The following is a 26,714-nucleotide window of genomic DNA, read 5'->3' on the forward strand; positions in this document are numbered from 1 at the left end:
GTTCAATCCAGCGCATCGAACAAGCCATCGAGCGCTTGCAGTTCATCGTTCGCGGCCGCGCGCGGCGACGCGTCGCCATCCGCGCCGGACGTAAGCAGCGCGGCCAGCAGCGCCGGCGTCGGGCTATCGAACAGCGCGCCGAGCGCGACCTTCCGGCCAAGCCGCTCCGACAGCCGCGCGATCAACCGCACCGCCGCTAGCGAATGTCCGCCGAGCGCGAAGAAGTCATCGTTCGCGCCGACCCGCGCGAGTCCGAGCACGTCGCCGAACAGCCGCGCGATCAACGTTTCGGTCTCGCCCGACGGCTCGACCCACGCCGCGTCGCTTTCCGGCGCCGCCTCGAAGCGCGCGAGCGCGTTGCGGTCCAGCTTGCCGTTCGCGGTGCGCGGCAACGCCTCAAGCTCATAAAGCGCCGCCGGAATCATGTAGCCGGGCAGGCGCGCGGCGAGCGTCTGCCGCCAGCCGGCCGGCACCGCACGCGACGCGCCGACCACATACGCCACGAGCCGCGCCTCGGCATCGCCCGCGCCGGGCACGAGCGCGACGGCCGCGTCGAGCACGCCGTCGCAGGCGCGCAGCGCCGCCTCGATTTCGCCGAGTTCGATCCGGTAGCCGCGCAGCTTCACCTGCTGGTCGATCCGGCCGAGGCATTCGAATTCGCCGTCGGGCCGCTCGCGGCACAGGTCGCCGGTGCGGTACATCCGCGCGCCGGGCGGCCCGTACGGATCCGGCACGAAGCGCTCGGCGGTGAGGCCGGCGCGGCCGAGATAACCGCGCGCGAGGTTGTCGCCGCCGATGCACAACTCGCCGACGCCGCCTTGCGGCGTCAACTGCCCGCTCGCGTCGACGATGCGCAGCGCGTTCGCATGCAATGCGCGGCCCACGGTGACAGGGCCGCCCTCGGCCACGCGCGCGCAGCTCGACCAGATCGTCGTCTCGGTCGGGCCGTACAGGTTCCACAAATCGACGCCGCGTTGCGCGAGTTGCGTCGCCAGGTCCGCAGGCAACGGCTCGCCGCCCGCGATGCCGACGAGCCGTCCGCGCGACGGACCTTGCCAGCCCGATTCGATCAGCAGACGCCAGCCGCTCGGCGTGGCCTGCATGAAGCTCGCGCCGCTGTCGTCGATCAGACGCGCCAGCGCGGCGCCGTCCGCGACCGTCGACGCATCGGCCATCTCGACGCAAGCGCCCTGCGTGAGCGGCAGACAGAACTCGAGCAGCGAGATGTCGAACGACGGCGTCGTGACCGACAACAGCACGTCATCGCGATGCAGTCCCGGCGCGATGCCCACGCTTGCGAGCAGCCGCGCGAGCGCACCGTGCGAGACCGCGACGCCCTTCGGCCGGCCGGTCGAGCCGGAGGTGTAGATCACGTAGGCGAGTTGCGCGTCGCTGCACGGCAACGCGGGCGGCAGGATTGCTGGTGCGTCGCTGGCGTCGGCGGCATCGCGTGTGGCGGCGAGCCGCGCGTCGCGTCCGACGTCGCGCGTGGCGTCGGGTCGCGCGTCGCGTCCGACGTCGTTTGTGGTGGCGAGCCGCACGTCACGTTCGACGTCACGCGTGGCGTCGAGTCGCGCGTTGCGTCCGACGTCGTTTGTGGTGGCGAGCCGCACGTCACGTTCGACATCACGCGTGGCGTCGGGTCGCGCGTCGCGTCCGACGTCGCCTGTAGCGTCGAGCCGCGCGTCACCTCCAACGTCGCCTGTGGCGTCGAGCCTTGCGTCGATCGCGATACGGCCGTCCAGCCAGTTGCCGAGTCGCGCGCGACCCTCCGCATCGGCGATGACCCGCGTGATGCCCGCGTCGTCCAGCATGTCGCGCAGGCGTTCGGCCGGGAACGACGGATCGAGCGGCACATACGCCGCGCCGCTGCGCCACACGCCGAGCATGCTCGCGATCAGTGCCGGCGAGCGGCGCATGCAGACCGCCACGCGCTCCTCGCGCGCGACGCCGCTCGCGCGCAACCGTGCGTCGATCACGGCGGACCAGCGCGCGAGCGTCGCGTAATCGAAGGCTTCACCGTTTTGCCGGACCGCGATGCGTTGCGGCGCGCGCGCGGCCTCTGCTGCAAAGCGCTCGTGACACGCGCGCAACACGGGCCCGGTCAAGGGTTCGGTCAAGGGTTCGCCCAAAGGCTCGGTCACGCGCTCGGTCACGCGCTCGGTCAAAGGCCCGGTCAAAGGCTCGGCCAAAGGCTCGGTCAAGGGCTCGTCCAAAGGCGCAGTCAAGGTGTCATGCAAGGACAACGTCAAGGACACTGGCAACGGCTCCGCGTGCGCCGCACCGCGCCGCGCCGCGAGTTCCCCGACAAAGCGCGGCGCACGCTCGCCGTCGTCGGCCAGTTGATCGAGCAGCGCCAGGTATTGCCGCTGCAATTGCTCGACCTGCGCGCGCGCGAGGCGTCGGCTGTCCCAGTTCCATTGCAGTTCGATGCGCGTCGCCGGCAGAATCGTCAGCGTCAGCGGATAGTGCGTGCGCTCGAACGAATCCACGCGATCGACGCGCAACGCGTCAGCCTCCGTGGATGCCGCGCGAGCCGCGACCGGATAGTTCTCGAACACGATCAGACTGTCGAACAGCGCATCGCCGCTGCGTCCCGCCCACTGCTGCAACGACGACAGCGGCGTGTGCTCGACTTCGCGCATGTGCAGGTTGTACGCCTGCAATTCGTCGAGCCAGGCCGATACCGTCATGTCGCCGGGCACGGCCGCGAACACCGGCAGGCTGTTGATGAAAAGGCCGAACATGTCCTCCGATCCGGCCAGCGACGTGGGCCGCCCCGACACGGTGACGCCGAACGCCACCGAGCGCTTGCCGCTCAGTCGCGCGAGCAGCACGGCCCACGCGCCCTGCATCAACGTGTTGAGCGTCACGCGATGACGTTGCGCGGCGCGGCGCACGCGGGCGTCGAGCGGCGCGTCGAGCTCGACCGCGAGCTTGCGCGGCACATTCGCGGCTGCGTCGTGCGGCGCGGCGAGGCTCGCGGTGAGCGTGCCCGCATCGTCGGCGGCGGCGAGCCGCTCGCGCCACCAGTCGCGCGGATCGGGCTGCGCCGCGAGCCATTCGACGTAGCGCCGGTACGGCGGCGGCACGCCCGCCGCGGCGAGCGCCGCGGCGCGGCGAGTTAGGCCGAGCGCGCGCTCGTAGTCGTCGAACACTTCGGCGAGGAGCCGCGCGCCGCTCCAGCCGTCCGTCAGCACGTGATGATGCGTGCGCACGAGATCGAAGCGGCCGTCGGGACGGCGGAATACGTTCACGCGCATCAGCGGCGCGCGCGACGCATCGATGCCGGCGGCGAGGTCGGCCGAACGCCAGGCGGCGAGGCGCGCATCGTAGTCCGGCGCATCGCGCCAGTCGTGCACCGCGAACGGCAGCACGGCTTCGCGCTGGACGATCTGCAAGGCCGCTTCGCCATGACGCCACTCGAAGCGCGTGCGCAACATGTCGTGCCGCGCGATGGCGGCCTGCCAGGCGGCGCGCAACGCCGTGTCGTCGAGGCGGCCGTCGAGCGTCAGTTGCAGTTGGTTCACATAGACGCCTTCGCCTTGCTGCAACTCGCTGTGATACAGCAGGCCCTGTTGCAAGGGCGTGGCCGGATAGATGTCGGCGACTCCGCCAAGCGGCAAGCCGAGCGCGCGCAAGCGCGCCTGATCGAGCCCGGACAACGGGAAGTCCGACGCGGTCGCGCCCGGCGGCGCGGCCACGCAGTGCGCGACCAGCGCGTCGACCTGCTGGTCGAACGCGGCGACGATGCGCTCGACGCTCTCGCGGTCGATTCGCGCCGGGTCGAAGCGCCAGCGCAGCAGCAAGGTTTCGCCCGTGACGATGCCGTTCAGGTCGAGCGCATAGTCGAGGCGCGCGCCCGCTCCGTGGCTGCTGCCCGCATCCTCGGAACTGAAGGCGAAGCGCGAGGCCGGATCGAACGACTGATCGAAGCGTCCGAGATAGTTGAAGCTGACGGCCGGGCGTGGCCGCGCGCGGCTCGCGTCGAGCAGGCCCCAGTGCAGACCCTTGTTCGGCACCGCGCGGATGCGCTCCTTCACGGCGATGAGCGCATCGCCCGGCGCGGCCGATGCGGCGGGCAGCGCGACCGGGAAGCGCGTCGTGAACCAGCCGACCGTGCGGCTCAGGTCCGCGCCGTCGATCACGTCCTCGCGGCCGTGGCCTTCGAGTTCGACGGCGATTTCCCTTGCGCCGCTCCATGCGCCGAGCGCCTGCGCGAGCGCGGCGAGCAGCAACTCGTCGACGCGCGTGCGATAGGCGCGCGACGCGTTCTGCAGCAGGTCGCGCGTGCGGCCGGCGTCGAGCGTCCAGTCGATCGTTGCGCTTTCGACGACGCGCGTGCCCGCGGCGGGGCGCAGCGGGAGTGCCGGGGCGGTGTCGAGCACGCTGAGGGCTTGCTGCCACCAGTGGGCTTCCGACTGGACCGCGTCGGAGGCGGCATACCGGTGAAGCGCGCGCACCCAGGCGCGCCAGGACATCGACGGCGGTGGCAGTGCGATGGGCTCGTCTTGCTCAGCCTGGGCGTAGGCGGTTTGCAGTTCCTCGAGCAGCACGCGCCAGGAGACGCCGTCCACCGACAGATGGTGGATCGCGATCAGCAGGCGCGTTTCGTCCGGGGTCTCGAAGTGGCCGATGCGCCATAGCGGGCCGCGCCCGATGTCGAGGCTCGACTGGAGACGCTCGCAGGCCGCGGTGAGCGCTGACAGTGAGGACAGGTGTTCGTGGTGGACGATGGCTGGCTGTGTTGCCTGTGTTGCCTGTGTTGCCTGTGTTGCCTGTGTTGCCTGTGTTGCCTGTGTTGCCTGTGTTGCCTGTGTTGCCTGTGTTGCCTGTGTTGCCTGCGTTGGCTGCGTTGCGTGCGTTGGCTGCGTTGCGTGCGAGCCCGCCAATGCTTGCGTCACGTGTGCCGCGTCAGCCACTCCAACCGCCCCTGCCGCCTTCACCGCCACCTGCTTCCATCCCCCAGCCTCCTTCACGAACCGCAGCCGCAACGCGTCGTGCCGCGCCTCCAGCGCCCGCGCCGCGCGCTCCAGCGCCGCGGGTTCCAGACGCCCGCGCACCTTCAGCAGCACCGCCTGGTTCCAGTGTGATTCGCCCTGCGGATAGCGCTCGAAGAACAGCCGCTGGATCGGCGTCAGTGCCAGCGCCGCGCCATCATCGACCTCCTGCGCGCCGCCCGCTTCGAGCCGCTGCGCGCGCTGCGCCAGGCCCGCCACCGTCGGATGCTCGAACACCTGCCTCGGCGTCAGCCGCCACCCCGCCTCGCGCGCCCGCGCGATGATCTGCAGGCTCTGGATCGAGTCGCCTCCCGCCTCGAAGAAGTTGTCCGTCACGCCCAGATCGTCGCGCCCGAGCACCGCCGTCCAGATCGACAGCAATGCCGACTCCACCTCGCCCGACGCCGCCACCCGTTCGCGCGCGCCCGCCTGCGGCGCCGGCAGCGACGCGCGGTCGAGCTTGCCGTTGGGCATCCACGGCAGCCGCGCGAGCACCGTCACCGACGACGGCACCATGTAGCCCGGCAGCTTCTGCTCCAGTTCGCGCTGCAGATGCGCGGCGTCGAGCGTGGTTGGCGCCGCGCCCTGCGAGGCACTACCCGACACATCCCCCGCCGCCTCCCCCGCCACATACGCCGCGAGCCGCTGCTTCTGCCCCTCGCCCACCACGATCACCGCCGCCTCGCGCACGCCCCCGCACTGCCGCAGCACCGCCTCGATCTCGCCCAGTTCGATGCGCTGGCCGCGCAGCTTCACCTGCTGGTCCAGCCGGCCGAGAAACTCCACCGTGCCGTCCCCGCGCATGCGGCACAGGTCGCCGCTGCGGTACATCCGCGCCCCCGGCGCACCGGACGGGTCCGGCACGAACCGCTCCGCCGTCAGCCCCGGTCGCCCCAGATACCCGCGCGCCACCGTCGGCCCGCCGATGCACAGCTCGCCCAGCCCGCCCACCGGCGCCTCGTCGCCGAACGCGTCGAGCACGCGCGCGGTGCGCCCCGGATACGGATGGCCGATCGGCACCGTCACCTGCCGTGCGTCATCGGCCTGCGTGCGACGGTACAGCGCCGCCACCGTCGTCTCGGTCGGCCCGTACAGGTTGTCCAGCCGGATGTCGGCGAGCGGCCCCGCGCGCCAGCGCGCGAGCGCGTCGCCCGGCAGCGCCTCGCCGCCCACCGTCACCTGACGCAGCGCGAGCCGCGCGCGCGGCGGCGCATGATGCTGCCACTGCTGCCACAGCGCGGTCGGAATGCGCGCGAACGTCACGCGCCGGTTCACGAGGCGCTCGCTCAGGCTCTGCAGGTCCCACGGCTGCACGCCGCGCATCTCCACCGTCGCGCCGCGCAGCAGCGCCGGCAGCGTCTCGTGCAGCGCGACGTCGAAGCTGATCGTCGACGAGTGCAGCACCGTGTCGTGGCCGTCGATGGCGTAGGTCGCGAGGAAGTCCTGAAGATGGGTCCACAGCGCGCCGTGGCTCACGCCCACGCCTTTCGGGCGACCCGTCGAGCCGGAGGTGTACAGCACGTAGGCGAGCTGGTCCGGGTGCAACGGGGCGTCGATGTGGGCGGTGAGGTTGTTGTGGTGTGCCACCTCGCCCTGCCTGACTCCCTCCGTGACAGCCAGCGGCACCGAACCCACCTCAACCACCTCACACCCCGCGAGCACCTCCCCAACCTGCTCCGCACTCGCCCGATCCGCCACCACCTCCTTGATGCCCGCATCCCCGATCATCTGCACCAGACGCGCCACCGGATACCCCGGATCCAGCGGCACGAACGCCCCGCCCGAGCGGATGACGCCCAGGAGCGCCGCGACCAGCGCCGGCCCGCGCGTCACGCACAAGCCCACGCGCCGCTCCGCGCCCGCCCCGCGCGCGACCAGCTTCGCGGCGAGCGCCGCCGACCACGCATCCAGTTGCGCATAGGTCAGCGACGCGTCCTCGCAGCGCAGCGCCACCGCCTCCGGCGTGCGCCGCGCCTGCGCCGCCAGCGCCGCGCCGAGCGACTCGAACGGATACCGCCGCAACGTCACCTCAGGACACCTCGCCGGCAACGTCAACGCCCCAACCCGCCGCTCGACACCCTCCGCCATCTGCGCGAGCACCGCTTCATACTGCGACGCGATCCGCTCCACCGTCTCGCGATCGATCCGCTCGCCGTCCCACGCCCATTCGAGCGCAACCGTCTGCCTGCGCGGAATGATCGCGAGCGCGAGCGGGTAATGCGTCGGGTCCACCGAGTCGATCGCCTCGACCTTCAGACTCGCATCGCCATCACGCGCGGCTTCGACGGGATAGTTTTCGAACACGACGATGCTGTCGAACAGCGCGTCGCCGCTGCGCCCGGTCCACTGCTGCACGCGCGCGAGCGGCGTGTGCTCGTACTGCCGCAGTTCGGTCAGCTCGCCTTGCAGCTTGCGCAGCCATGCGCCGAGGTCCGCGCTCGCGTCCACGTCGACACACACCGGCAGCGTATTGATGAACAGCCCCAGCATCCGCTCGACGCCCGGCAGATGCGCCGGCCGTCCCGCGACCGTCGTGCCGTAGGCGACGCCGCGCCGATGTCCATAGCGCGCGAGCAGCACGGCCCACGCGCCCTGCATCAGCGTATTGAGCGTGATCTCGTGACGACGCGCCGTCGCCTGCAAGCGCGCGACGAGCGTGTCGTCGAGCGCGCGGCGGCGCGCATGCGCGCCGGGCTCGGCCGCGCGCGGTGCGCCGAGGCTCGCGGTCAGCGTCGCCGGATCGTCGACGCGCGCGGCCCACGCGCGCCACCATGCTTGCGTCGCGGGATCGTCAGCCGCCTCGCGAATCCAGTCGACGTAACCGCGATACGGCGGCGCCGCTTCGAACGTCGCGGCCGCGCCGCTCGTGCGCGCCCGGTAGTCGCGCAGAATCTCGGCGAACAGCAGCGACACGCTCCAGCCGTCGAGCAAAAGATGGTGGTGCGTCCACACGAGGTCGGCCGTCCGCGCATCGCGAATGAAAAGCGCGATGCGCATCAGCGGCGCGGCGTCGGGCGCGATGCCGTCGGCGAGATCGCGCGCACGCCAGTCGGCGAGACGGGCGTCGTAATCGGGCGCGGCGGACCAGTCGTGTGTCTGGAACGGCAACGCGATCTTGCGATGGACGATCTGCATCACCGCGCCGCCGTGCTGCCACGCGAACCCCGTGCGCAGAATCGCGTGACGTTCGAGCGCGGCCTGCCAGGCGGCTTTCATCGCGGCGACGTCGAGCGAACCGGACAGCGTCGCGCGCATCTGGTTGAGATACGCGCCCTGCCCCGGTTCGGCGAGCGTGTGATAGAGCAGGCCGCCTTGCAGCGGCGTCGCGGGATAAACGTCCTCGATATGCTCGGGCGTGAGACCGAGCGCGCGCCACAGATCCGACGATGCGGGGCCGCTCGTCTCCGTTAGCGGTTTCGTCACGGCGGACGATGTCGAGGTCGAGGTCGACACCGGTCGCGCCGCGCGCGCGAGCTGCTGCACGGTCGGCGCTTCGAACACCATGCGCGGCGTGACGTGCAGGCCGGCATCGCGCGCCTTCGAGACGATTTGCAGACTCAGGATCGAGTCGCCGCCGATCACGAAGAAGTTGTCGGTCACGCCGATGTCGTCACGTCGCAGCACGGCGCGCCACACAGCGAGCAACGTGGCCCCGGCGGGCGTCGACGGCGCGACGGCCAGCGTGGCCTTCGCCACGGCTTCAGGCGCGGGCAACGCGCGACGGTCGAGCTTGCCGTTCGGCGTGAGCGGAAAACGCGCGAGTTCCACATACGACGACGGCACCATGTGACCCGGCAGCCGGGCGCTGAGCCAGCTCTGCCAGCGGGCCGCGTCGCCGGCATCCGCTTCGCCCCGCGGCACCACGTAGGCCACGAGCCGCCGGTCGCCGGTTTCACTGTCCGACACCAGCACCGCCGCATCGCGCACCTCGGGATGACCCAGCAGCGCCGCCTGGATCTCGCCCAGTTCGATGCGGAAACCGCGGATCTTCACCTGATCGTCGTTGCGGCCCAGGTATTCGAGGTCGCCGTCCTTCAGCCGTCGCGCGAGATCGCCCGAGCGGTACAGGCGCGCGCCCGGCGCGCCGTACGGGTCCGGCACGAAGCGTTGCGCCGTGAGAGCCGGGCGTCCCAGATACCCGCGCGCGAGACCCGCGCCGCCGACATACAGCTCACCCACCGCGCCCGCCGGCACGCGGTTCAGGTCCGCGTCCAGCACGTGCAGCGTGAGGTCGTCGAGCGGCGCGCCGATCACGCTGCGCGCATCGCGCAGCGCGGCTTCATCGAGTGCGCGATGCGTCACGTGGACCGTCGTTTCGGTGATGCCGTACATGTTCACCAGCGCCGGCAACACGCCCCTGCGGCGTGCGCCGTCCGCCCATCGGGCAAGCGACGCCGGCTCGAGCCGTTCGCCGCCGAAGATCACCGCACGCAGCGATTGCAGCGTGTTCTCGCCATCGGCCTGCGTGAGCTGCGCGAACGCCGAGGGTGTCTGGTTCAGCACCGTCACGCGTTCGTCGCGCAATAGCGCATGGAACGCCGACGGTTCGCGCGCGGTCCAGTGCGGCACGATCACGAGCCGTGCGCCATGCACCAGCGCGCCGAAGATTTCCCATACCGAGAAATCGAATGCGTAGGAGTGGAACAGCGTCCAGACGTCGCTTGTACCGAACGCAAAGCGCGACTGCGTCGCGTCGAACAGCCGCGCGACGTTCTCATGCGTGACGCCGACGCCCTTCGGCGTTCCCGTCGAACCGGACGTATAGATCACGTAGGCAAGCTGCTGCGGATGCGGTTGTTGCACGTCCGCATCGTTCGCCGCGGCGGGCACCGTGTCACGCAACGCAGCAGCATCCAGCGTGGTCCGCGACCCGAACAGCGCCGCATGCTGCGCGACGCTTGCCGCATCCGTCACGATCAGACCAAGCTGCGAATCCTCGACGATATGTTCAAGGCGTTCCGCCGGATACGACGGATCGAGCGGCACATACGCCGCGCCCGCGCGCAGCACGCCGACGAGCGATGCAACCAGCGCCGCCGAGCGCTGCATCGCGACGCCGACCCGCATTTCCGCCGTCGCGCCGAGCCGTCGCAGTTCATGCGCGATCGCACGCGACCACGCATCCAGTTGCGCATACGTCACCTGCTCCTCGCCATCGACCAGCGCGATCGCGTCAGGACGCGCACTCGCCTGCGCGGCGATGCGCGCCGTCACCGGCTCATAGGCAAACGCGGCAGGCAAACGCCGCACCGCTTCATCGCGAATCTCGGGCAATTCGAACGACGCGATCCGCGCATCCGGCGCCGCGCTCCATTGCTCCAGCAGCCCCGTGAAATTGCGGGCAAGCCGTTCGATGGTCGACGCGTCGAAGACATCGGTCGCGTAGGTGAGCGTCAGATCGAGCGCGTCGCCGGCCGTCTCCGCGATGTTCAGCATCAGGTCGAATTGAGCCTCGCCGTTGTCGACGTCCTGCACCGTCACGCTCAACCCTTCTCCGAACGATGCGCCGAGGTCGTGGCGCTGCTGCTGGTTGACGAGCACCTGGAACAGCGGCGTCTGCGTCGGATCGCGCTCGGGCTGCACCGCCTTGACGACGCTCGCGAACGGCACGTCCTGATTCGCGTAGGCGCACAGCAATCGTTCACGCACGTCGTCGATCAGTTGCGCCGCGCGCATTTCGCCGTGCGGCGCAGTGCGAATCACGACGGTGTTGACGAAGAAACCGGCGACGTCCGCGGCGCCCGGCAGATCGCGCCCCGCGAGCGGCACGCCCAGGCGGATGTCGGATTGCCCCGAGTATCGGTAGAGCAACGCGTCGAAGGCGGCGAGGAGCGTCATGAACAGCGTCGCGTGACGCGCGCCCGCGAGCGCACGCAGCGCGTTCACGGCGACGGCCGGCACGCGGGCGCGATGGCGCGCGCCCGGTGCCCGGCGCGTGCCGGTACGCGCGCGGTCGTAGGGCAGCGCGAGCGTCGCGGCGGAGTCGCTGTCGCTGGCGAGCGCGGCGCGCCACCAGTCGAGTTGCGCGGACTCGCGCTCGGGCGTCAGTTGCGCGGCGCGCGCCGCGATCAGTTCGCGATAAGCCGCCGCCGATGCGGTGGCGAAATTCGCATCGTGCGTGAGATGGTCGATCGACGCGGCGTGGTCCGATGCGCAATATTCGCGATACAGGCGCGAGAAGTCCGCGAACAGCAGGCCGACCGACCAGTCGTCGCTGATGATGTGATGCAGCACCAGATGCAGCACGTGGCGATCGGCGGCGACGCGGATCAGCGTCGCGCGCACGGGCGGCTCGGCGGTGAGGTCGAACGGTGCGCCCACGAGCGCGGCGAGACATGCGGCGAGGGCTTCGTCGTCGGGCGTGTTTTCGGTCGCGGTTTCTGTCGTGGTTTCTGTGCGCGGCAGGTCGAGTAGGCGGATGTCGTTGCGACTCGCGGCTTCGATGCGCTGATAGGGCACGCCCGCGACTTCGGCAAAACGCATGCGCAGCGCCGGATGCCGATCGCCGAGCGCGGCGAATGCGGCGCGCAGAGCGTTAACGTCGAGTCGGCCGTCGAAACGCAGCGCACCGTTCACGTGGTACGCAGCGCTCTCGGGATCGAGCTTCCACAGGAACCAAAGGCTTTGCTGGGACGCGGATAGGGGGATGGGTTCGGCTTGTGTGGCTTGCGTGCCTTGCGTGCCTTGCGCAATCTGCGCGACTTGTCCGGCTTGTGCAACCTGCGCCGCTTGTCCGACTTGCGCAGCCCGCGTGGCTTGGGCGGCTAGTCCAGCTTGTGCAGATGGCGCAGCAGCTACAGCAGCGTCAGCGTTCGCGATAACCGCGGCAGTGCCCGCACCAACAGCAGCACCACTAGCGTCGCCAGCACCGACAGTGGCAGCGGAATCGGCAGTAGCAACAGACACGCCGGACTCCGGCACACGCGCACCACCAGCAGCCGATTGCGCCCCACGCAACAACCCCGCGAAGTCTTCGAGCAGCGGATGTTCGAACACCGCGCGCAGCCCCGGCGCGTCGCCGAAAACCGTCCGCACGGCTGACATCACCCGCACCGCCAGCAGCGAATGACCGCCCAGCAGGAAGAAATCATCGCGTACGCCGACGCGTTCGACGCCGAGCACGTCTTGCCAGATCGTCGCGAGCCGGGTCTCGATTTCATCGCGCGGGGCAACGTAGGCCGCGCGGCCCGATGCATTGGCCACGGCTTCAGGCGCGGGCAACGCGCGACGGTCGAGCTTGCCGTTCGGCGTGAGCGGAAAACGCGCGAGTTCCACATACGACGACGGCACCATGTGACCCGGCAGCCGGGCGCTGAGCCAGCTCTGCCAGCGGGCCGCGTCGCCGGCATCCGCTTCGCCCCGCGGCACCACGTAGGCCACGAGCCGCCGGTCGCCGGTTTCACTGTCCGACACCAGCACCGCCGCATCGCGCACCTCGGGATGACCCAGCAGCGCCGCCTGGATCTCGCCCAGTTCGATGCGGAAACCGCGGATCTTCACCTGATCGTCGTTGCGGCCCAGGTATTCGAGGTCGCCGTCCTTCAGCCGTCGCGCGAGATCGCCCGAGCGGTACAGGCGCGCGCCCGGCGCGCCGTACGGGTCCGGCACGAAGCGTTGCGCCGTGAGAGCCGGGCGTCCCAGATACCCGCGCGCGAGACCCGCGCCGCCGACATACAGCTCACCCACCGCGCCCGCCGGCACGCGGTTCAGGTCCGCGTCCAGCACGTGCAGCGTGAGGTCGTCGAGCGGCGCGCCGATCACGCTGCGCGCATCGCGCAGCGCGGCTTCATCGAGTGCGCGATGCGTCACGTGGACCGTCGTTTCGGTGATGCCGTACATGTTCACCAGCGCCGGCAACACGCCCCTGCGGCGTGCGCCGTCCGCCCATCGGGCAAGCGACGCCGGCTCGAGCCGTTCGCCGCCGAAGATCACCGCACGCAGCGATTGCAGCGTGTTCTCGCCATCGGCCTGCGTGAGCTGCGCGAACGCCGAGGGTGTCTGGTTCAGCACCGTCACGCGTTCGTCGCGCAATAGCGCATGGAACGCCGACGGTTCGCGCGCGGTCCAGTGCGGCACGATCACGAGCCGTGCGCCATGCACCAGCGCGCCGAAGATTTCCCATACCGAGAAATCGAATGCGTAGGAGTGGAACAGCGTCCAGACGTCGCTTGTACCGAACGCAAAGCGCGACTGCGTCGCGTCGAACAGCCGCGCGACGTTCTCATGCGTGACGCCGACGCCCTTCGGCGTTCCCGTCGAACCGGACGTATAGATCACGTAGGCAAGCTGCTGCGGATGCGGTTGTTGCACGTCCGCATCGTTCGCCGCGGCGGGCACCGTGTCACGCAACGCAGCAGCATCCAGCGTGGTCCGCGACCCGAACAGCGCCGCATGCTGCGCGACGCTTGCCGCATCCGTCACGATCAGACCAAGCTGCGAATCCTCGACGATATGTTCAAGGCGTTCCGCCGGATACGACGGATCGAGCGGCACATACGCCGCGCCCGCGCGCAGCACGCCGACGAGCGATGCAACCAGCGCCGCCGAGCGCTGCATCGCGACGCCGACCCGCATTTCCGCCGTCGCGCCGAGCCGTCGCAGTTCATGCGCGATCGCACGCGACCACGCATCCAGTTGCGCATACGTCACCTGCTCCTCGCCATCGACCAGCGCGATCGCGTCAGGACGCGCACTCGCCTGCGCGGCGATGCGCGCCGTCACCGGCTCGTAGGCAAACGCCGCCACGGCCGTCGCCGCATCTTCCGCGGCGTCGTCGCCTGCAATCTCACGCAAGCTCACGTCCGCATCGCCCGCTTCCACCAGCGCCCTCGCGAGACGATCCAGCGTCCGCTCGAAATAGTCGGCGACGCACGCCACGCCATCCGCGGACACCCGCGCCGCATGCCGATGCCACTCCAGCCTGAGCCTGTCGCCGCCGCCCACATGGCGCGGCGCGACCACCAGCATCAGCGGCAAGTGACTCCGGTTATAAGCCTCGACGGCGCGCACGCGCGGCACGCCGCCGAGCGCGCCCAGCGCATCGTCGAGCGGATAGTTCTCGAACACGATGAGACTGTCGAACAGCGCGTCGACGCTCGAATTCGCCCATTGCTGCAAGTTCGCGAGCGGCGTGTGCTCGACCTCGCGCAACTCGGCGTTATGCCGCTGCAACGCGGCGAGCCACGCGCGCACCGTCGCGGCGGATTTAACATCGACCCACAGCGGCAGGCTGTTGATGAACAGACCGACGATCGCTTCCGCGTCGGGCAGATCGACCGGCCGGCCCGACACCGTCATGCCGAACGCCACCTGCGAGCGCCCGGAAAAACGCGCGAGCACGAGCGCCCACGCGCCTTGCACGAGCGTGTTCAGCGTGACTTGCGCGCGCTGCGCGGCGTGCCGCAGCCGCGCGTGCGACGCGCCGTCGAGTTCGCGGACCATCACGTGCGCCGGCCCGCTGTCGGCAGCGTTCGCGGACGACGGCCGGAACGCGTTGCCGAGCGCATCGGCGAGGCGCGCCGGCTGATCGAGCGTTGCGAGGCGTGCGCGCCAGAACGCGCCCGTGTCGGGTTGATGCCGCAGCCAGCGGACGTAATCCGCGTAGCGCGCGCCCGGCGTCGTCTCGGGCATGCCGCCGGCCGCGAGCGCCGCATACGCGCGCGTCACTTCGGTCACGACCTGCGCGGTGCTCCACCCATCGGTGAGCGCGTGATGGTGGGTCCACAGCAGATCGTGCGCGCCATCGGGACGCTCGAAAACATCGACGCGCATCAGCGGCGCGACGCCTGCATCGAAGCCGCCCGCAACGAGCGCTTCGCGCGCGGCTTCGTAGGCCGCTGCATATTCGTCGTGCGTGTCCTGCGCGTCCTGCGCATCCTGTGCGTCCTGCGCCGAGGCGATGCGCGCATGCGACTCGAACGGCATCCGCACCTGCCGCTCGACGATCTGCAACGGCTCGCCGCCAGCCGGCCACACGAAGCGCGTGCGCAAAACCGGATGCCGCGCGATGACCGCGTCCCACGACGCGCGCATCGTCTCGACGTGCAGCGCGTCGATCGTGAGGCGCAATTGCGAAACGTACATGCCGGGCTCGCCGTCGAGCATGCCGTGAAACAGCAGGCCCTGCTGCATCGGCGTCGCTGGATAAACTGCTTCGACGGTGTCGCGCGAGACACGGGCTTGGGCGAACCATTGATCGTCGTCGGCGGCTTGCGTTGCCGCTGCTGATGCCGGTGCTGTTCCCGTTGCTGTTGTCGCTGCTGTCGTCGTTGCTGCTGTCGCTGTCGTCGCCGCTGCCATCGCCGCGCTGGCGCTCGTCGCTCGCTGAATCGCGCTCGCGCCCGCACGCGCCGGTGCAACTGCCACCGCCACCGCGACCCGCGCCGCCGCCTCGATCGTCGGGTAGTCGAACATCTGCTTCGGCGTGAGCTTGAGTCCCGCGCCGCGCGCTTTCGCGATGATCTGCAAGCTAAGGATCGAATCCCCGCCGATTTCGAAGTAGTTGTCCGTCACGCCGATGTCGTCGCGCTTGAGCACCCGCTTCCAGATTTCCGCGAGCGTGCGCTCCGTGTCGTCGCGCGGCTCGACGCGCGTCGCGTGCGCCGCTTCGTCCTGGCGCGGCGCGGGCAGCGCCGCGCGGTCGATCTTGCCGTTCGGCGTGAGCGGCAGCGCGGCCAGCACCTGCAACGACGACGGCACCATGTAGTCCGGCAATTCCGCGGCAAGATGCGCGCGGATCGTGTCCACGTCGAGCGCTTCGGCGGCCGTCAGATAAGCGGCGAGGCGCAGCGCGGCGCCCTCGCCGTCCGCATGCGCGATCACCACCGCGTCGCGCACGCCGTGCTCGGCGCGCAGGCGCGCGGCGATTTCCTCCGGCTCGACGCGAAAGCCGCGAATCTTCACCTGGTCATCGAGACGGCCGAGGAACGCGAACTCGCCGTCCGGCAGACGGCGGCTCTTGTCGCCCGTCCGGTAGAGCCGCGCGCCGTGACCGTCGGGATCGGGCACGAAGCGCTCGGCCGTGAGCGAGGGCCGGTTCAGATAGCCATACGCGACGCTCGGACCGCCGATGCACAACTCGCCCGCCGCGCCCTTGGGCACGGCGTTGCCATCGGCGTCGACGATGCGCGCGTCCACATGCGCGAGCGGCTTGCCGAGCGGCAGCGTCGCGGCGCGGCTTTGCGCGCCGGCGCGCGTCAGCACGCCGACTGCCGTCTCGGTCGGGCCGTAGTGGTTGATCAACCGGCACTCGGGCCGCAGCGCCGCGATACGCTCGGCCAGTCGCGTCGGCGCGGGCTCGCCACCCATCAGCAAGCAGCGGCGCGGCAGCACCCGTTCGGGCGACTGCGACTGCAAGAGCGCATCGAGATGGCTCGGCACGATCTTCAGCAAATCGACCGAGTGGTCGTGCATGTAGGCGGCGAATGCGTCGGGGTCGGCGGCGATCTGCGCGTCGATCAGATGCAGCGTCCAGCCGTGCCACAGCGCGCCGAACAGCGACGTGTGGCCGAGGTCGGCGGCGGGCGTCGACAGATACGCCGCGCTCGCGACGCCTTCGGGCAGCCGTTCGGATACGCCGCGCAGATACGCGGCGAGCGCCATGTGGCTGAGGACGACGCCCTTGGGTCTGCCGGTCGAGCCGGACGTGTAGATCACATAGGCGGGCCACGCGAAGATGCGGTCGTCGGGTTGCGGTGTGGGGCCGGCGTTAGGGATGCCGTCGTTGTTGTCGGCGGCATCTATCGCTGCGCGCGACGCGTAGGGATCGAGGGTGGATACGCCGTGGGGGAGCCAGAGCGTGGATGATTCGGTTGTTGTATTGGACGCGGCGTCGGCTATTACACCGCTCTCAGCATTGGACCCCGCATCGGCCGCTACACCGCTCTCCGCGTTAGACGCCGCGTCGACCCGCACGCCACTCCGCGCGTTGGCCACTGCGTCGACCCGCACACCGCTCCACACATTGGCCGCTGCGTCCGCGACCGCGCTGCCCACCCCTCCCTCCATCACGACCACACGCGCCCCGCAGTCCTCCGCCTGCCAGCGCAGCCGCGCGGCGGGCAACGCCGGGTCGAGCGGCACGTAACACGCGCGCAGCCGCCAAACGGCGAGGATCGTCGCGACGAGCGCCGCGGAGCGCGGCAACGCGAGCACCACGTGATCGCCGGGCCGCACGCCCTCGGCGGCGAGCGCCGCCGCGAGGCGGCCGGACCATGCCCACAGTTCGCGCCAGGCGAGCGGCCCCGTGCTGTCGACGAGCGCAACGGCGTTCGGCCGTTCGATGGCAAACCGCGCGACGCGGGCAGGCAGAAAATCGGTGTCGAAATGAATGGCTTGCATGGTGTCCGTGATCTGATCCGGGTGTCGGGCGCCCGCGCGGCAAGCGCGGGCTCGATGCATCTGGTGGATGAAGTCAGGTGGAGGAAGGCGCTGTGCTCAAGGCGCGTAGGCGCTCGCGACGGGCGCTATTTCGTCCACCGCTTCGTCGTCGAGGATGAATTCGCCGAGCGCGCGCTGCGAAGTGTCGGCGAGCTGTTCGAGCAGATCCACGTAGTGCCGCGCGAATTGCGCGACGAATGCATCGTCGTAGAGTTCGGCGGCGTAAGCGAACACACAGCGCAGTCCGTGCGCGCCCTCGCGCCATACGTCGAGCGCGAGTTCGAAACGCGCGTCGCTGGCGTCGGCGTCGATCAGCGCGCAACGCACGCCGTCGATATCGAGCGCGGTGTCGAATTCGTCGTGCAGCACGAACTTGAGCTGCGCGAGCGGCGTGCCGCCCGCGCGGCGCGCGGACGGCAACGCGGCCACGACGCGCTCGAACGGCACATCGGCGTTCGCCTGTGCGTCGATGCTGTCGTCGCGCACTTCGCGCAGCAGCGCCGCGAACGGCTTCGCGCCCTTCACGGATGCGCGCATCGCCAGCGTGTTGACGAAAAAGCCGATGAGCTCTTCGGTCTCGAGCCGGTCGCGGCCCGCGACGGGCACCGCGATCACCACATCCTGCGCGCCGCTGTAGCGGGACAGCAGCGCGGCGAACGCGGCGAGCAACACCATGAAAAGCGTGGCGTTTTCCGAGCGCGCGAGCGTCTCCAATCGAACAGCGAGCGCGGCGGGAATTTGCGCGGCGATGCGAGCGGCGCGCGGGTCGCAGGGACGGCCGCGCTCGTGCAGGGTCGGCAGATCGAGCGGCGTGTCGTAGCCCGCGAGACGGCTGCGCCAGTAGTCGAGTTGCGCATCGAGTTGCGCGGCGCCGTCGCCGCTGAACCGCTCGCGCTGCCAGGCGGCGTAGTCGGCGTATTGGACGGCCGGCGCGGGCAGCGTGGGTAGCGATGAAGTGCCGCTGCGCAGCGCCGCGCGATAACCGGCCGCGAAATCGCGCAGCAACACGTTGATCGACCAACCGTCGGAGACGATGTGATGCATGACGAAATGCAGCACATGACGTCTGGTGTCATGTTTATCGCATTCACCGCGTGCGCCATTTTCGCCACGTGCGTCGTATTCACCGCGCGCGCCATGTTCACCGTGTGCATCGTATTCACCACGTGCGCCATGTTCACCGTGTGCATCGCGTTCACCACGTGCGGCATGTTCACCGCGTGCATCGTATTCGCCACGCGCACCGTGTTCACCGCGTGCATCGCATTCACCGCGCTCACCACGCTCACCGCATTCAAACAGCGTCGCTCGAAACAGCGGGCCACGCGTCAGATCGAAAGGCTCGCGAGCGCGTCGGCGCAACTGCGCGTCGAATTCCGCGGGGGTGGCGTGGCGCGCGTCCACGGTTTCCCAACGCCATGCATCGGCGGCCTGCGCAGCAGGCGCGATGATCTGGCGCGGCGCGTCACCCATATCGTCGAAGCGCGTGCGCAGCATCTCGTGACGACGCACCAGCGCATCCAGCGCGCTTTTCGCGGCGGCGGCGTCGAGCGGGCCCGTCAACGAGAGCGCGGCGGAAATGTTGTAGGCCGGGCTGTCCGGTTCGAGTTGCCAGAGCACCCACAGACGTTCTTGCGGCAGTGAGAGCGGCGCGGCGCTTTCCTCACGCCGCGTCAGCGCCGCGACCGGCCCGGCGGCATGCGACGGCGCGGCCCACCAGGCATCGAGCGCGGCGGCGAGACTCGCGAGCGTCGGGTGGCTGAACAGCAGGCCGACCGGCACGTCGCGCCCCAAACGCGCGCGTAAGCGCGACGCGACCTTCAGCGCCAGCAGCGAACGGCCGCCGAGCGCGAAAAAGTCGTCCGACGCGCGCGGCGCGGGCACGTCGAGCACTTCGCTCCACACTTGCGCGATGGCTTGCGCGGTCGGCGTCGAGGTGTCGCCGGAAGCGGCCGTCGCCAGTGCGTTCGCGACGCCGGCTTGCGGCTGCGCCGATCTTGCGTCGCGTATCGCGAACGGCACGATCGCGCCGCTTTGCCACGCGCTCACGCAGGCGCTGCGCTGCAATTTTCCACTCGACGTGCGCGGCAGATCGCCGGGCTCCAGCAACAGGATCAACGCCGCTTCGTATTGAAACGCCTCGCCGAGCGCCGCGGCGATCGCGGCGAAAATCGTTTCGGGCGCCACCTGGCGCGCCCTGCCGCGCGGCACTTCAGCAGCCACGCCGATCGCCTCGGCGCCATCGGCGGTCTCCACCGCGAACGCGGTGACGCGGCCACGGCGCAGCCATTCGACGCGATCCGCCAACACCGTTTCGAGATCCTGCGGATACACGTTCTCGCCGCGCAGCACGATCATGTCCTTGCGGCGTCCGCAGAAAAATAGCTGGCCGCCGTCGACAAAAGCCAGGTCGCCGGTACGCAGCCAGCGCCCCGGAAAACCGGGCGCGTCGTCGAGAAACACGGCGGCCGTCGCCTCGGGGTTGCGCCAGTAGCCTTGCGTGATGCTCGGGCCGCCGCACCAGACCTCGCCGACGCGGCGCTCCGGCAAACGCTCGCGCGTGTCGGGGTCGACGACGGCGAGCGCATGGCCCAACGCAATCGCGCCGCAACCGACCACGGCCTTGCCGTCGTCATCGCCATCGTTGGCAGGCCGCGCGACGGGCGAGCGCTGCGCCAGCGCCGCCGCCGAAAAGCGCGTTTCGGGCGCGCCCGCGCCGACCTCGACGCCCGTGAGGAACAGCGTCGCCTCGGCCAGCCCGTAGCACGCGTACATCGCGCGCGGATCGAGGCCGTGCTTGCCGAAGCGCGTGGCGAATCCATCGAGCGTGGTCTGCCGGATCGGCTCGGAACCGCAGAACGCCACGCGCAACGAGGAGAGGTCGAGTCCCGCGAGTTGCGCATCGCGCACGCGGTCGGTGCAGAGGCGATAAGCGAAGTCCGGACCGCCCGTCACGGTCGCGCGTTCGCGTGCGATGCCCGCGAGCCAGCGCGCCGGGCGTTCGAGAAAATGCAGCGGCGACATCAGCGTGACCGGAAAGCCGCACAGCACCGGCATCAACACGCTGCCGATCAGCCCCATGTCGTGATAGAGCGGCAACCAGGAAAACATGCGGCCGCCGATGCGGCAATCCATGCCGCGCGACATCGCGCTGACGTTCGCGCACACGTTCGCGTGACTCACCATCACGCCCTTCGGCGACGAGGTCGAACCGGAGGTGTATTGCAGAAATGAAATCGCGCCGGGGTCTGCGCGGTCGATGCAAAAACCGGCATCATCGCTGCCCTCGTCGGGCGACACGAGCGTCGCGCCGTTGAGCGGCAAGTCGGATTGGGCATCGCCGCAAAAAGCGTGCGACGCCTGGTCGAGCACCGCGATGCGCGCCATGCAATCCTGCGACATGCGCCGCAACCGTTCGATGTGCCCGCTTTGCAGCGCTTCGGGTGGATAGGCGGGGACCGCGATCATCCCCGCGTATTGGCAAGCGAAGAACGACACGATGTAATCGAGCCCGCTCGGCAGCATCAGCAATACGCGGTCGTTCGGCGCGCCGTGCCGGCGCAGCACGGCTGCGAAGCGGCGCGCGCGCGCGTCGAGCGCCGCATACGTCAGCTCGCGCGCGTCGGCGTCGCCGTCGGCCAGGAAACGCACCGCCAGTTGGTGCGGGCGCTGGGCGACATGCAGCTTCATCACCGACACGAGGTCGGTCGCGGGCGCCACGGCGATGTTGGCCGCGTTGGCCGCATTGGCCGTCCGCGCGTTGCTTGCGGCACGGGCCGTCGCATCGTCCTGAGCAACCCGGTTCGCCGCATGTGACTCCGCGCCATCGTGGCGCGGCGTATTGATAACAGACATCCTCGCCTCCCGAGATTTGCCGCGCGCCGCGCGGCCATCATCGCCGTGCGACGCCTTTGAACGCGGCGCACGGCAAGCCGTCGCCGTCGCATGCGCTGCGCCGGCGGCGTGAATTTCGTCATTGCGGGGAAAGCAAGGCGTCTCTTGGGAACGCCGTTATGTCTGTGTCGTATCGATCGCGGCGCGCCGCCGGCCTTGCATCGTGTGGATGCCAAGCGCCCGACGACGCCTGCCGGTCAATACGCGAAGCTGATCGGCGTGCCGCCGCGCGGATGCGCGACAGTGCCCATCGGCACGCCGTAGATCGCGCCCAGCATCTGTTCCTCGATCAGTTCCGGCGCGGCGCCGCTTGCGAGCAGGCGGCCGCCCTTCAGCGCGATCAGGTCGTCGCAGAAACGCGCCGCCATGTTGACGTCGTGCAGCACCACCACGACGCCCAGACCGCGCCGCTGACTCAGGTCGCGCACGAGATCCAGCACTTCGATCTGATGCGCGATATCGAGCGCGGAGATGGGCTCGTCGAGCAGCAGGCACTGGCTGTCCTGCGCGACGAGCATCGCGATCCACGCGCGCTGCCGCTCGCCGCCCGACAGGCTGTCCACGGCGCGGTCCGCGAAACGCGTGATGTCGGTCAACTGCATCGCCTCGTGAACCTTTTCAGCGTCGACGCCGGTGAAGCGGCCCAGCGCGCCGTGCCACGGATAGCGGCCGAGCGCGACCAGCTCGCGCACCGTCATGCCGCTCGCGGCGGGCTGCTGCTGCGGCAGATAGGCGACCTGACGGGCGAACTCGCGGTTCTCCCAGTCGCGCAACGGGCGGCCCGCGAAACGCAGCGTGCCGGCCGTGGGCGGCTGTTGACGCGCGAGCAGTTTGAGCAGCGTCGACTTGCCCGAGCCGTTGTGGCCGATCAGGCCGCATACGCGCCCCTTCGGCAGCGTGAGCGCAAGCGGATGCAGCAGCACGCGCTCGCCGATGCTAAACGACACGCCGTCGAGTTCGTACATGGGTTCGCCGTGCGCGACGTGAGCGGAAAAAACGGACGGGTTGGCGTTCATGTGAGGTGAAATCCTGATCAGGAATAAGCGGACGTGAGGCTGGCCGCATGCGCGGCGCCGGAGCCGTCCTCGACGATCTGGCCGACATCGAGCTTGATGAAGCGCTCGGCAAGATGGAAATAGCGGTCGTCGTGCGTGATGACGAGCACGGTCTTGCCCTTCGCCTTCAGTTCGGGCAAGAGGCGCTTGTAGAACACGTCCTTGAAGAGCGGGTCCTGGTCGGCGGCCCATTCGTCGAACACGTAGAACGGCCGGTCCTCCAGATACGCGACCACCAGCGCGAGCCGCTTGCGCTGCCCTTGCGAGAGATCCAGCGTCGAAAACGCGCCGTCCTTGACGGTGACCTTGTGGTCGAGGTGCAGGTCGACGAGCAACTGCTGCGCGAGCGCGTCGAGGCCGTCGCCGTGCATGCCGAGCAGCGTGTCGAACAGGAAGAAGTCGCTGAACACGACCGAGAAATACTGACGGTAGGCGTCGCGCCGCGCCTCGTCGACGGGTTCGCCGTTCAGCAGCACGCGGCCGCTCTCCGGCACGTACAGGCCGACCAGCATCTTCGCGAGCGTGGTCTTGCCGCTGCCGTTGCCGCCGATCAGATAGACGAGCTCGCCGCGCCGGAACGTGAGGTCGATCGGCCCGAGCGTGAACACCTCGTTTTCCTTCTCGCGGAAATAACGGTGCGTGGCGCCGTCGAGCGCGATGGTGTCGAACGACGCCGCGACGGGCGGCTCGAGCATGACTTCCGGCGGCAACTCCGCGTTGACCTGCTCGATGCGTTCGAGCGCGACGCGCGCCGAACTGAGGCCCGGAATCGCGGACAGCACCGCTTCGATCGGCATGATCATGTAGACGAACACGATCGCATAGCCCGACATCACGTGCGAATCGACCTTGATGTAACGCGCGAACACGAACAGCGTGAGGCCGATGAACGCGAACAGAATGAAGTTGCCCCAGCTCGTCGCCGCCGCGTACAGCATGTAGCCGCGCGTGCGCTGCACGCGCACCGCCTCGACGTTGGTGGCGAGCGTGTCCTCGACGAACGCGCGCCTGCGGGCGCGATGCAGCTTGAGTTCCTTCGCGCCGTCGAAGAGCGCGCGGAAGTGCTTGACCAGATCGTCCTCACGCTTGCGGGACGCGCGCAGATGAAACATCGCGCGACTGTGAGCGTAGCGAAAGCCCGTCATGCCGAGCACGATGGTGACGATCGCGACCGCGAGAATCGGCCACGACATATAGCCGAGATACGCGAGACAGCCGACGATCACCGCGCTTTGCATCGCGAGCGACGGCAGGCTGACGAAGAACACGACGATCGTGTCGAGGTCCTGCGTCAGCACCGCGAGCGACCTGGCCGCGCCCTGCTTTTCCAGGTGCGCAAACGCCGCGTCGCCGATGCGGCGGATCGTGCGCATGCGCAGCGTCGCCTTCGCCTGCTGGCCGAGCCACATGAAGAGCGACTGCGCGAGAGCGCGCATCGCGAGCACGGCGAGGCCGACCATGAGGAACTGCCAGCCGAGCCGCGCGAGTTCCGCCGACGACGCGACCAGCGCCTGATTGATGAGGGCCAGCAGCGCGGCATTGCCGAGGCCGCCGAGCACGCTTGCAACGAGCGCGGCGGCGAGCATCCAGCGGGACTTGCTGACCAGTTGCAAAAGTACGGACATGAAGCTCCTTTCGTTGCGGCGTCGGTGCGGGAGGACCGCGGGCCGGCTCATGGTAGCGAATGCCACCGGCGCCAGCAAACATCCTCGCGCGCCGGCCGCGTCAGTTATCGTCGCCTCGCGCGGCGCCCGCATGCGCGAAGGGTCTTTCGTGTTCGTTGCGCCCGTCGTGCGGCGCGTGCGGCACGTGCGGCACGTGCGGCGCGTGCGGCTCATGCGGCCTGTGTGCGGCATGCGCCATGTGCGCGCCTGAAGCCTCGTCCCGCGACGCATGCCGCCAGGCTGTCTGCGCCGGCTGTGCGTCGGCGGGCGACGCCTGCTGTGCCTGCCTGCGCCGTTTCAGGAACGGGCAGCGGTCGTCGATGGGCGCGTTGGCGTCGTCGAGAAAATACTGCTTCCATTCGAGATTGCCGGGATCGCCGTAAAAGCCGAGATCGGGATGCGCGGGAATCTCGTCCCACGTTTCCAGACGCTTGCGCACCTGATTGCGCGCCTCGCGGCCGATGACCTTGTTCGTGATCGTATCGACGAACACGGAGCGCGGCTGAAACAGCAGCACCATGCCGGGACCGAGGTTGCGGCTATGGCGCGCGCGAAACGACGGGCACGCGCACACCACGAACATCTGCACGCCGGCATATGAAAACTCCCAGGCTTCGTCCATCGGGTCCGGCTGCTGGTCCGCCGTCGGATCTGGATCGACGTCGTGCAACCGCTGCAGGATGCCCCAGAAAAGCGCCTGGTACGCCTCGTGCGCAAGCGGCTCGGGATCGGGCTCGAAGAACACGGCGATGTTGTTTCTCCTGTATTCCGGTTGCAGCGCGAGCTCCGCGAAGGTTTGCATCGTCGCGGGCAGATCGCGCAGATCGCGGCCGTCGACGAACGAGTAGAACATCTCGCCGCGCCGCTCGGCCATCGTGCCGAAGAAGCACGGATAAGCCGGATCGAGCACCTGCTCGCGCAGCGTTGCATATGAAGCGTCCAGCCACGCGGGCGCGGACACCGCCGCACCCGTCGCCCTGCCGGCGATGATCCGGCTTTTCCAGTCGCTGACCTCGAATCGATCGGCCTGCGCGATAGCACTATTGCCTGCTTCCATCGTTCGCTCTCTCTTCCTGACCCACTGTTGCGCGCGTCGAACGCGCGAGGCATCCCAGGCCGATCGGCCGGGACGTCGATACTGCTGTCGTGGGGAAGAGGCGCCTTTGTTGTCGATCTCCGTCGTGAGCGCCCGCGTTGTGCCGCGTTGTGCAACTTGCAACCAAACCGCGCCTCTATCAGGTCGAGGCTGCCACCGGTTCGTCCAGCTCGGCGACGAGCGCCTCGATCCAGTCGTCGGGAATGATCGGCTGGTGATACGTGCATTCGCCCGAGACCACCGTCGAGCCGTGCAGACGACCATCAGGAATCAGCACCATGTCGCCTTTGTGCATCGCGAGCTGCATGCCGACGTTGCCCCAGAAGAGCATGTCGCCCTCCTCGATCGTGACGAGACGGTGATCGTTGTGAACGTGCGTCGTCGAGCACATTTCGTGCGGCTCGACGAAGGTCTCGCGGTCGATGCCGGGACACTCCGCGTCGATGCGCGAGCTGATGCGGTGCGCGAAAGCCACGTAGTCGCGAATCGACGAGAGCCAGCGCAGTTGCTCGCCGAGATCCCAGCGCCCGCGTTCGGCAAGCCGCTCGCCCGCGACGATGCCTTGCACGCACTGAGCGCGCGCGGCGTCGCCGGAACCGTCGGCAATGCGCCGCAACGCGCGCGCACAGCGCTGTTCGAGCGCGACTTTCAGTGCTGACGGATCAGCCGGGGCTCGGCCGGCCGGTTGCAGATGCGCGCAGGCGCGCTCCAGCGCGAGGCCGAACGCGAGCCACTCGGCCTCGGCCGCGAAGGCCGCGCCGATCAGGCCGAACGCGCGATCCGGACGGCGCGCGAGCGCATACAGCAGGTTGCACTTCGCGGTGCTGGTCGGCAGATAGAACTGCCAGTAGGCGTGCTGCCGGCGCGTGACGCCGACCGCCGCAGCGACGCGTTCGAGCAGCGCGTCGTCCGGCGCCTCGCGATGCAGGCTCGGGCGTTCGTCGGGCGCGAGCATGTCGAAAAAGCCGCTCGCAGCGGCGCGTGCGAGCGCGCGCCGCTTGGAGACGGCGAGCGACCAGCGCTGCACCATGCTGAAACGCAGCCCTTCCTCGAGGTAGTCGTTGCGCATCAGCCGCTCGAATGTGGCGGACCAGAAAGCGAGTTCCTCGTCGACGATGTGCGCGAGACGCGCGCTCACCGCATCGACGCTTTCGTTCGTGTCGATGTCGTTCGTCAGATATTCGAACGCGTAGGCTTCGAGGAACGGCGCGATCTGCGCGCCGAGCACGCGCGTCTCTTCACGATAGAAATCGGCGAAGCGTTGCCATTCGGCCGGCTCGCCGCTCGCGGGGGCACGCGCGACGTCGAGCTCGTAGATCGACATCAGCGTGCGGCCCGACGCGAGCGCCGGAAGACGGCTCACGTTGTGCCGACGCACGGGCTTCATGAACTTGAGGAACTCGAAGTCCTCGGGACGCAGCGGGCGGCGATGGAAATCGTCGTCGAGCAGCAGTTCGTCGACGGTCGCGCTGCGGAACGGCTCCGCGGCCGCGAACTGCTTGATGAGCGCCACGTAGCGCTCGCTCTGGCCAACGAACGGTGAGAAATCGAAGATCGGCAGCGAAGCCTGGCTCATGGTGCTCATGGTCATTCGGTCCTTATCCGGATTGCCTCAATACTGCGAGTG

Annotated in this window: 6 protein-coding genes; all 6 read right to left on the bottom strand. The window is 69.3% G+C overall.

Going from position 1 to position 26,714, the window contains the following annotated elements; translation table 11 throughout:
- Window positions 1-2: 2 nt before the first annotated feature.
- Entirely contained in the window at window positions 3-17,339 is a 17,337-nt protein-coding gene (locus CUJ90_RS10820; protein ID WP_152035344.1) for a non-ribosomal peptide synthetase, read from the bottom strand.
- Window positions 17,340-17,435: 96 nt separating this feature from the next.
- Complete coding sequence (locus tag CUJ90_RS10830; protein WP_244219906.1) at window positions 17,436-21,233, bottom strand: condensation domain-containing protein; 3,798 nt, start codon at window positions 21,231-21,233, stop codon at window positions 17,436-17,438.
- A 236-nt stretch (window positions 21,234-21,469) separates the two neighbouring features.
- Window positions 21,470-22,288, bottom strand: coding sequence for an ATP-binding cassette domain-containing protein (locus CUJ90_RS10835; RefSeq protein ID WP_073429908.1), 819 nt, complete (start codon window positions 22,286-22,288; stop codon window positions 21,470-21,472).
- A gap of 17 nt (window positions 22,289-22,305) precedes the next feature.
- The gene (locus tag CUJ90_RS10840) at window positions 22,306-23,952 is read right to left on the bottom strand and encodes a cyclic peptide export ABC transporter (RefSeq protein ID WP_114162677.1); all 1,647 of its coding nucleotides are present in this window, start codon (window positions 23,950-23,952) and stop codon (window positions 22,306-22,308) included.
- A gap of 100 nt (window positions 23,953-24,052) precedes the next feature.
- Window positions 24,053-25,048, bottom strand: coding sequence for a YqcI/YcgG family protein (locus CUJ90_RS10845; protein WP_114162678.1), 996 nt, complete (start codon window positions 25,046-25,048; stop codon window positions 24,053-24,055).
- Between the two features lie 178 nt (window positions 25,049-25,226).
- The gene (locus CUJ90_RS10850) at window positions 25,227-26,663 is read right to left on the bottom strand and encodes a cupin domain-containing protein (protein WP_114163527.1); all 1,437 of its coding nucleotides are present in this window, start codon (window positions 26,661-26,663) and stop codon (window positions 25,227-25,229) included.
- Window positions 26,664-26,714: the final 51 nt, after the last annotated feature.

Source organism: Paraburkholderia terricola, from assembly GCF_003330825.1.
Lineage (GTDB): Bacteria > Pseudomonadota > Gammaproteobacteria > Burkholderiales > Burkholderiaceae > Paraburkholderia > Paraburkholderia terricola.

Coding starts and splice junctions, on each gene's coding strand:
- CUJ90_RS10820 (WP_152035344.1), bottom strand. CDS start 17,339: ATGCAAGCCATTCATTTCGACACCGATTTTCTGCCTGCCCGCGTCGCG.
- CUJ90_RS10830 (WP_244219906.1), bottom strand. CDS start 21,233: ATGTCTGTTATCAATACGCCGCGCCACGATGGCGCGGAGTCACATGCG.
- CUJ90_RS10835 (WP_073429908.1), bottom strand. CDS start 22,288: ATGAACGCCAACCCGTCCGTTTTTTCCGCTCACGTCGCGCACGGCGAA.
- CUJ90_RS10840 (WP_114162677.1), bottom strand. CDS start 23,952: ATGTCCGTACTTTTGCAACTGGTCAGCAAGTCCCGCTGGATGCTCGCC.
- CUJ90_RS10845 (WP_114162678.1), bottom strand. CDS start 25,048: ATGGAAGCAGGCAATAGTGCTATCGCGCAGGCCGATCGATTCGAGGTC.
- CUJ90_RS10850 (WP_114163527.1), bottom strand. CDS start 26,663: ATGAGCCAGGCTTCGCTGCCGATCTTCGATTTCTCACCGTTCGTTGGC.